At 69.4% G+C, this 8517-nt stretch carries 6 protein-coding genes, 1 tRNA gene and 1 pseudogene; 4 read left to right on the top strand and 4 right to left on the bottom strand.

What is annotated here, in order from left to right; translation table 11 throughout:
* Both ACWCO3_RS26910 and ACWCO3_RS26905 read right to left on the bottom strand, forming a co-directional pair.
* Positions 1 to 199: hypothetical protein (locus ACWCO3_RS26910; protein ID WP_450012675.1), on the bottom strand; the 199-nt coding region annotated here is incomplete at its 3' end.
* 42 nt (positions 200 to 241) lie between these two features.
* Entirely contained in the window at positions 242 to 610 is a 369-nt protein-coding gene (locus tag ACWCO3_RS26905; RefSeq protein WP_145778248.1) for a VOC family protein, read from the bottom strand.
* A gap of 156 nt (positions 611 to 766) precedes the next feature.
* Between ACWCO3_RS26905 and ACWCO3_RS26900 the strand changes: the two genes are divergently transcribed.
* Positions 767 to 1711 carry an ATP-binding cassette domain-containing protein gene (locus tag ACWCO3_RS26900; protein ID WP_145778249.1) on the top strand — a complete coding sequence of 315 codons (945 nt, stop codon included), beginning with the start codon at positions 767 to 769 and terminating at the stop codon, positions 1709 to 1711.
* On the top strand, positions 1708 to 2457 hold the full coding sequence (locus ACWCO3_RS26895) for an ABC transporter permease (RefSeq protein WP_145778250.1): 750 nt from the start codon (positions 1708 to 1710) through the stop codon (positions 2455 to 2457). The genes ACWCO3_RS26900 and ACWCO3_RS26895 overlap by 4 nt, the downstream gene beginning before the upstream one ends.
* On the opposite strand, the gene ACWCO3_RS26890 is transcribed toward ACWCO3_RS26895, so the two are convergent.
* Entirely contained in the window at positions 2441 to 5578 is a 3138-nt protein-coding gene (locus ACWCO3_RS26890) for a BTAD domain-containing putative transcriptional regulator (protein WP_450012672.1), read from the bottom strand. The genes ACWCO3_RS26895 and ACWCO3_RS26890 overlap by 17 nt on opposite strands.
* Positions 5579 to 5925: 347 nt before the next feature.
* Between ACWCO3_RS26890 and ACWCO3_RS26885 the strand changes: the two genes are divergently transcribed.
* Entirely contained in the window at positions 5926 to 7212 is a 1287-nt protein-coding gene (locus ACWCO3_RS26885) for a hypothetical protein (RefSeq protein WP_423436401.1), read from the top strand.
* A 400-nt stretch (positions 7213 to 7612) separates the two neighbouring features.
* On the opposite strand, the gene ACWCO3_RS26880 is transcribed toward ACWCO3_RS26885, so the two are convergent.
* Positions 7613 to 7686: transfer RNA gene (locus ACWCO3_RS26880), tRNA-Gly, on the bottom strand.
* A gap of 204 nt (positions 7687 to 7890) precedes the next feature.
* Between ACWCO3_RS26880 and ACWCO3_RS26875 the strand changes: the two are divergent.
* Positions 7891 to 8517 (top strand): annotated as a pseudogene (locus tag ACWCO3_RS26875) (zinc metalloprotease); the annotation flags it as partial.

Here is an 8517-nt window from a genome sequence, read left to right as displayed (position 1 = left end):
AAAGGTAGGACCGATGGCCACGCGACAAGACATGGGGTACGGGGCGGAGGCGAGCCTCGCCGAGGACCTGCTGCTGCTCCTGTTCCAGCCGAACGAGCACCGTCTTCATCACGCCGCCGACCCCGGCCGCGGCCTGGGTGTGGCCGAGGTTGGACTTGAGCGAGCCGAGCCAGAGCGGTTCGCCGGCCGGACGGCTCAGTCCGTTCAGGCTGAACGGAAACTGTCCAAGATCTCTGCCTGCCTAGGGCAGGCGGGACAGCACCAGCATGCGGTTGCCGTCGGGATCCATGACCCGGGCGGACCGCTCACCCCACGGCTGGTCGACAGGCTCCTCGGTGACCGTCGCACCACCTGAGCGCAGAACGTTCACGGCGTCGTCGCAGTCGTCGGCGTAGACGCACATCTCCCACCGATGCGAGTGCGTCGGTTCGCCGGCCTCCGGATCGGCGGCCAGGCCCAGCTCACTGTTGCCCAGACGCAGCGCGACGAACTGCGGTTCGCCGTCCTCCGGGAACCGGTAGGTCAGCTCGAAGCCGACCACGTCGCGGTAGAACCCGATCAGTCGTGGCAGGTCAGGTGTCGTCACGATCGGAAAGGCCTCGGTGAACACGGACCACCTCCAAGCCGGACAGTAGCCGCGTCGGGGCCCGGGTGGAACTACCACCGTCGATCCGGGCGGTGTCGTCGCCTGCCAGGAACTCGGTGTCAGTGGTCGTGTCAGAGCCGCGTCAGGGGGGTGACAGGCCGGCCGCCGATGGTGGACCGCATGACGAGTTCAGCGATTGCGGTCTCCGGACTGCGGAAGGCCTACAAGGACAAGGTCGTGCTCGACGGCATCGACCTGGACGTCCGGGCGGGCACGATCTTCTCCCTACTCGGCCCGAACGGGGCCGGCAAGACGACCACGGTGAACGTGCTGACCACGTTGGTGAAAGCCGACGGTGGATCGGTACGCGTCGCCGGACATGACGCCGCCACCCAGGCCAAGGCCGTCCGCGCGGCGATCGGAGTCACCGGTCAGTTCGCGGCGGTGGACGAGTTGCTGACCGGTCGGGAGAACCTCCAGCTGATGGTGGATCTCAGCCCGGTACCGGCCAGGGACGGCAAGCGGATCGTCACGGAGCTGCTGGAACGGTTCGACCTGGCGGAGTCGGCGCAGAAGCCGGTGTCGACCTACTCCGGGGGGATGCGCCGCAAGCTGGATCTGGCGATGACCCTCGTCGGCGACCCGCGGATCATCTTCCTCGACGAGCCGACGACGGGCCTGGACCCGCGCAGCCGACGCACGATGTGGTCGATCATCCGCGACCTGGTGGCCGACGGGGTGACGATCTTCCTCACCACGCAGTACCTCGAAGAGGCCGATCAGCTCGCCGACCGGATCGCCGTACTCGACCAGGGTCGCCTGGTCGCCCAGGGCACGCCCGAAGAGCTCAAGCGCCTGATCCCCGGCACACACGTCCGGCTCCGGTTCGCGACCGTCGCGGAACTCGACGCGGCCGCCCGCGTGCTCACCGACTCCACACGGGACGACGAGGCACTCGCCCTACGGGTGCCGAGCGACGGCGGGACGGCCTCGCTGCGGGCCCTGCTGGACCGGCTCGACGAGTACGCGATCAGTGCCGAAGGTTTCTCCGTACAGACGCCGGACCTCGATGACGTCTTCCTCGCCCTGACGGGCACCCGCACCCAGGAGGTATCCGCGAAATGAGCGCCAAGTCCCACTCGATCGTCATGTTGCGCCGCAACTTCAAGCACATCGCCCGCAACCCGACCTCGGTGTTCAACGCAGTGCTGATGCCGATCGTGATCATGTTGATGTTCGTTTACATGTTCGGCGACGCCTTCAACGTCGGCGTCGACTACATCGACTACGCGACTCCCGGCCTGATGCTGCTGGCGGTCTGCTACGGGTTGGGCGCCACCGCGACCGCGGTGAACTCCGACATGACGAAGGGCATCATCAACCGGTTCAAGGTCATGCACGTCTCCCGTGGCGCGGTGTTGACCGGTCACGTCGTCGCCAGCGTGCTGACCAACCTGGTTGCCATCGCAGCCCTCGTCGGAGTGGCGTTCCTGCTCGGATTCAGCCCGTCGGCGACCCTCCTCGGCTGGCTCGGCGCGATCGGCATCATCGTGCTGCTCGGCTTCGCCGCAGGCTGGCTCACCGTCGCGCTGGGCCTGTCGGCGAAGTCGCCGGAAACTGCCGGGCTGGCCTCCGTACCGCTGGTCATGCTGCCGTTCTTCAGCAGCGCGATCGTGCCGGCGGACAAGATGGGGCCGGGGCTCCGGGAGTTCGCGGAATACCAGCCCTTCACACCGATCATCGAGACCCTGCGCGGGTTCCTGAACGGCACGCCGTCCGCCGGCGACGTGATCCCCGCGCTCGTCTGGTGCGTCGCCATCGCGCTCGTCGGCTACCTGTGGGCGCGGTCCACGTTCACGAAGCGAGCGTGACCGCGACCAACTCGCTCCAGTTCGTCCCAGTGCCCTCCAGCGCCGCCTCTGCGAATTTCCCATCGCCGAGGCGGCGCCGCACTGTCTGCTCGATCCGGTCCACGTCCGGGTGCGAACGATCCGGCCGTCCGCGGACGGCGGTGCTCGCCGCGAGCAGCCGCGCGGCCTGGTCGAACTGGTCACGCCGGAGGGCGAGGTCCGCGACTCCGACGAGCACCTGCGCGATCGTCGGCGCGTGCCCCGTCTCGGCCGCCGCCGCGCAGGCCGAGGAGCGGTGCCGACGGACCTCGTCGAGATCATCGGTGAGGTACCCGAGCAGGTCGTGCGTCACCGCGCGGATGTGCGCCTCGTCGGCCTCGTCGCGCAACAGGTCGGCCGCGACACCGATCTGCCGGGCCACCTCCTCGGCGTCGCCACGCCAGCGGGCGAGTTCCGCCTGCGACAGCGCCAACACGGCCAGCGCCCCCGGCCACGTGACCCGGCGCGCGTACCGCCGCGCCTCGGCCAGCGTCGACGCGCTGGACTCCTCGTCGCCCAACAACCAGTACAGCTGAGCCTGTCGCGAGCGCATCCGGATGATGTCCTCGACGGTGCCGACCTCGGTCATCGCCGCGATCGCCTCGTCGTAGTACCCGCAGGCACGGGCGAACTCGCCGCGCACGGCGATCGACTCCGACAACTCGGTCAGGGCGAACGAGATCCCGAACCGCTCGCCGAGGGCCCGGAACTCGGCGAGCGCCGTCTCGAGGTACGCGTCCACCTCCGGCCCGTGCTGGCCGAGAAGGATCCGCATCTTGCCGAGTTGCAGCCGCGCCAGCGCGCGTACCCAGGGATCCTTGTCGTCGAGTAGCGGCTCCCACGCGGCCAGGATCGCGGCCGGATCCCGCAGCATGCGTTCCAGCGGTACGACGAGCGCCACACCCGGGTGGCTGCCGCGACTGCTACGGCTGACCTCGTACGCCTTGTGGATCCACTCCGCCGCCTGGCGCTCGTCGCCCGGCCCGGAGTTGAGGAAGAGCACGACGAGTGCGTACACGGTGGCCCGGATCTCGTCGTTCACCTCGCCGGGCGCCTCGGTGGCCGCCGTGACCAGCTCCATGCCCTCGGTCCGGTGACCGCCGAGCCACCAGTACCAGCCAGCGCCCGCAGCCAACCGCATCGCGGCGTCCGCCTCGCCGGCGGCGAGCGCACCGCGCATCGCGGAAACGATGTTGTCATGTTCGAGTTCGAGGGTGGCGAGCCACCTCACCTGGTCGGCGCGGCGAAGGTGCGGCTCCGCCGTCTCGGTGAGATCGGTGAAGTAGGCCAGGTGCGCGTGACGCGCGAGATCCGATTCGCCCGCCTCGGCGAGCCGCTGCGCGGCGTACTCCTTGATCGTGCCGAGCATCCGGTAGCGCGGGGCGTCGTCGCCCTCGGCGATCAGCAGTGACTTCTCGGCGAGCGCGGTGAGCAGTTCGAGCATCTCCTCCCGCTCGACCACGTCGTCGGCGCAAACCCGTTCGGCAGCTTCCAGACTGACCCCGCCGGAGAACACCGAGAGCCGACGCAGGACCGTCCGTTCGGTGTCGGTCAACAGCTCCCAACTCCAGTCGACCACGGCGCGCAGGGTTCGATGCCGGGGCAACGCGGTACGGCTCCCGCCGGTCAACAGGCGGAAGCGGTCGTCCAGTCGCCTGGCGAGCTGGTCGATGGACATGGTGCGCAACCGGGCCGCAGCCAGTTCGATCGCCAGGGGCATGCCGTCCAGCGCCCGACACACCCGCGCCATCGTCGACGACGTGTGGGCGTCGACCGCCAGATCCCTACGCACCGCGCCCGCCCGGTCCCTCAGCAGCCGGACCGCGGGTGAGGATTCGATCTCAGCGGGGTCGGCGTCGAGGGCCGGCAGGGCCAGCGGCGCGACCGGCCACAACGCCTCACCGGTGATGCCCAGCGGCTCCCTGCTCGTCGCCAGGATCCGCAGCCGCCGACACTCTCCGAGAAGCCGATGGGCGACCACCGCCGCCGACTCGATCACGTGCTCGCAGTTGTCCAGGATCAGCAGCGCCTCCCGCTCACGGATCGCGGCGACGAGCCGGTCGATCAGCTCCATGCTCGGCGCCTCGCCGAGCAGAGCATCCCGGAGTCCGAGCCCGGCGAGCGTCGCCTGCACCACGTCACCGTCCGCGCCGATCGTGGCGAGCTCGACCAGCCAGACCCCGTCCGGCAGCTCGCCGAGCATCAGTCGCGCGGTCTCCGTGGCCAGCCGGGTCTTCCCCGAGCCGCCCGGTCCGATCAGTGTCGTGAGCCGGTGTTCGGCGACGAGCGCACCCACCTGGGCGACGGCGTCGTCCTTGCCGACGAAACTGCTCAACTCGGCCCGGAGGTTGGTCTTGCGGTTCTCCTCCCGGCGCCCCAACTCGCCCCGCAGCAACGCGACGTGCAACGCCGAAAGCTCCGGCGAGGGATCGACGCCCAACGTGTCGGCCAGTGCCTCGCTCGTGCGCTGGTGAACCAGGAGCGCCTCGTTGTCCCGACCGCTCGCGGCGAGCGCACGCATCAACAACATGACGAGGCGTTCCCGTACCGGGTGCGCGGCCACCAGGTCGGTCAACTCCTCGACCAGCTCCGGACCGTGACCGAGGCTGATTTCCACGTCGAAGCGATCCTCCACGGCGGTCAGGCGCAGCCTCTCCAGCCGGGTGACCACCGCCTCGAACGCCGCGCTGTCGGTCACACCGACGTCCTGCATGGCCGCGCCCCGCCACAGGGAGAGGGCCTCGCGGAGCCGCCGGACCCGCTGCGGACCCTCGTCGTCGCGCGCCTGACCGACGAGGCGCTCGAACCGTACGGCGTCGACGGAATCGGGTGCCACAGTCAACTGGTAGCCGTCGGTCTGCCCCTCGATCGCACCGTCCGGCAGCAGTTTCCTCAGCCGGGACACCAGGCGGTGCAGGGCGTTCGCCGCATCGGTGGGTGGGTTCTCAGCCCAGATCCAGTCCACGAGGGTCGCCTTCGGGACCACGTGACCCGGGCTGAGCGCGAGAGCGGCCAACAGCCCGCGTAGCCGCGCACCTGGCACGTCGGTGACGATGCCGTCGTCCGTGCGAACCTCGAATGGACCAAGTAACCCGACCTGCACTTGGCAGATCTTGCCACGTACGTGAGAGCCGCCCGCGTTGCCGAGGTCCGCCGGTCGACCCATCCGGCGGGACCACCCCCGAAGGCGTACGGATTCATTGATTGCTCTTCCGAGGCACGACGATCGCGGTCCGGACGACCTGGATGGACCACGACGAACCTCCCTCCGCCACCGAGACAGCGCTCTCCGCCGTTGTGGCGGACTGCCAGGTGAGCCCATCGCTATTCGGGGAGCCTGCTGGCGCCGCCGTAACGATGGTCACGATCTTGGCGCTCTATCGGACAGACGCCGACGATCCCGAGGACGGGGCCGTTGGCCCGGTCGATGCCCTCCGACGTTAGGACCTGATGTCCGTTCAATTCCGCTCCACCCGCCAGCACCTGCTCCGTAGCAGTCTCCTGGTAGGCGCACTGGCCGGGCTCGCCACCGGCCTGCTGCCCGCTGGCCCGGCGGGCGCCGCCCCCTCCCGGGCGGACCTCGTGGTCGCCGCCTCCGTCGACACCGTCGAGGTGCCGGCCAGCGGTGGCTGGTCGACCCTGACCCTCGACGTACGCAACTCCGGTACGAAGGCCAGCCAGGACGTGACCGTGGCGTTCACGCTGCCGGCGGGTGCCTGGTTCTCCTCCGACGGGTTCGTGATCCCGCCGAGCTGGAGCTGTGATCTGCAGGGCACCGCGACCTGCGCACACGCCCCCCTGGCCGCCGGGGAGATCGCCGACACGCTGAACCTGCCGTTCGGGCTCCCGCCCGGCACCGCCGGAGACGCAGTGACCGTCACCGCCACGGCGAAGACCGGTACGGAGTCGTCGACCGCCAACAACATCGGCCAGGCGAGCGTGCGCTACATCCCCAGCACGATGGACCTCGAGTTTGTGCCCGCCGCAACCAGCCAGCAGCTCCTCCCGAATGAGTATGTAAATGTTTCCACGTCTCTCCGGAACTCCGGGAACTCCCCCTCGGGCGAGGTGACCGTCACCATCCCGGTGCCCGCCGGGATGCAGGGCTCGGAGACGTGGAGCGAGGGGTGGGACTGCGCGTTCGGCGACAGCGTCGCCGACGGCCGGACTGGCTGGCGCTGCATCCACAGCCCGCTGCGGCCGGGCGAGACGAGCGAGCAGCTGTACTACGGCGGGATCCTCACCTCCACCACCGTCGGCGATGTCGTGACGATGGAGGCGACCGCGGCGACGACGTCGCCGGAGACGACCCTGGAGAACAACACGGCTCGGCACACCGTCACGGTCGAGCAGGGGGCGATCGTCCGCGGCACCGTCTGGGTGGACGGCAACAACAACCGCGTATGGGACACGTGCGAGGTGGGCGCCCCGGTCGGCTACGAAGGGATCTCCCGCATCGACGTGGCGACGCAACCCGGCGGGTCCGGCTCCGGCGGGCTGACCACCATCAACCCCGACGGCACCTTCACGGCGTACGTCCGCCCGGGCACCTACCGGGTGCAGTTTCACGTGCACGACCCGCACGACTTCATCGACTCGATCGACTCGGACCTGATCTACTACTGGAACGAGACCGGTGGCGCCAACTACGGCCACACCGACTGGGTCACCGTAGCTACGGGTGATGAGGTGACGCTCGACGCGGGCGTCAGGTCACGCTGGATCCAGTCCTGTTGATCCTCCTCGGCGCCGTTCCGGCGCACCCGGGCGGTCCGGCCTCCGCGGCCGGGCCGCCCGGATCTCGTCGTGGGCCATCGGCACGGGGTCCGCTCGACCCTCTGGCTACCGGCCCGTGAATGGCCCATCGGACTCAGCCTGGCGCTCGGCTCGCCAGATCGCATGTCCCCACAGTGGCCGTCGCCGCTCGGTCATCCACGCTCCATCCCGAGCCGCCCTCATACCGCGGTGAAGGTCGAGCGGAAGAAGGCCGGTAAGCGGGCGGCTGGCGCATCGGCAAGCCCAGGGGCATGGGGAGGAAGCGTGGCTGGTGGCCCGTGGATGGCCCGTCAGGTGTTCATTGCCGGCGGAACATCGAAGGCCCTGACCGGGACTCACGTCCTGGCCAGGGCCTTCGCGGTGGAGCGGGTGACGGGAATCGAACCCGCACTGTCAGCTTGGGAAGCTGATGTTCTGCCATTGAACTACACCCGCAAGCGGCACCACTGTACCCGAGTGGTCGAGCCGGTGCACCCAGGTACCCCCGGCGAGCTCGCCACCCCCACACACCCAGGAAAAAGTTTCCGGACGGCAACATATGCTCGTTCTCAAATACGTCGATGGAATGTAACGTCTGCCACACGTTGCCAGCCACGGCGTGACACACCCCCTGCCGCGCCGCCAGAAAGAGGTGGGCCCATGGGACCCCGTCCCAACCTGCTGACCCGGCGTGCCGCCGGTGTCGCATCGACGACCCTCGCGCTGCTACTCAGCACCGCCGCGGTGGGTGTCGTTCCTGCCGCTTCGGCATTCTCCGCCGTGCCCGACGCCTGCGCGGAGCCGGCCGACGGCCACGCCAACGCCCGAATCAAGCCCGGCGCGGCGGCCAAGCACGACCCGAACGAGTTGACCGCGCAGCAGGTCCGTGAGCGGGAAGCCGACCTGACGGCGGCGCAGCGCGAGCGCGCCAACTTCCGCACCGGCGCCGGCGCGACGGCCCTGGCCACCGTCACCGTCCCGGTGGTGGTGCACGTAATCCAGGAGAACAGCACCCGGGCCGGCGGCAACATCCCCGACTCGATGATCACCTCGCAGATCAGCGTGCTCAACCAGGCCTACGCCGGCGCGACCGGCGGTGCGGCCACCGCGTTCGCCTTCCGACTCGACTCGATCAACCGGGTGACGAACCCGTCGTGGTACCCGATCGTCTACGGCTCGTCGGCGGAGCGGTCGATGAAGTCCTCACTGCGGGTCGGCGGCAAGAACACGCTCAACATCTACCTCGGCGAACTGAGCGACGACCTGCTGGGTTGGGCGACCTTCCCG

The organism is Micromonospora sp. NPDC002411, from assembly GCF_053592955.1.
The sequence above is the reverse complement of the archived record's forward strand: the minus strand, read 5'-3'. Positions and strand labels throughout refer to the sequence as shown.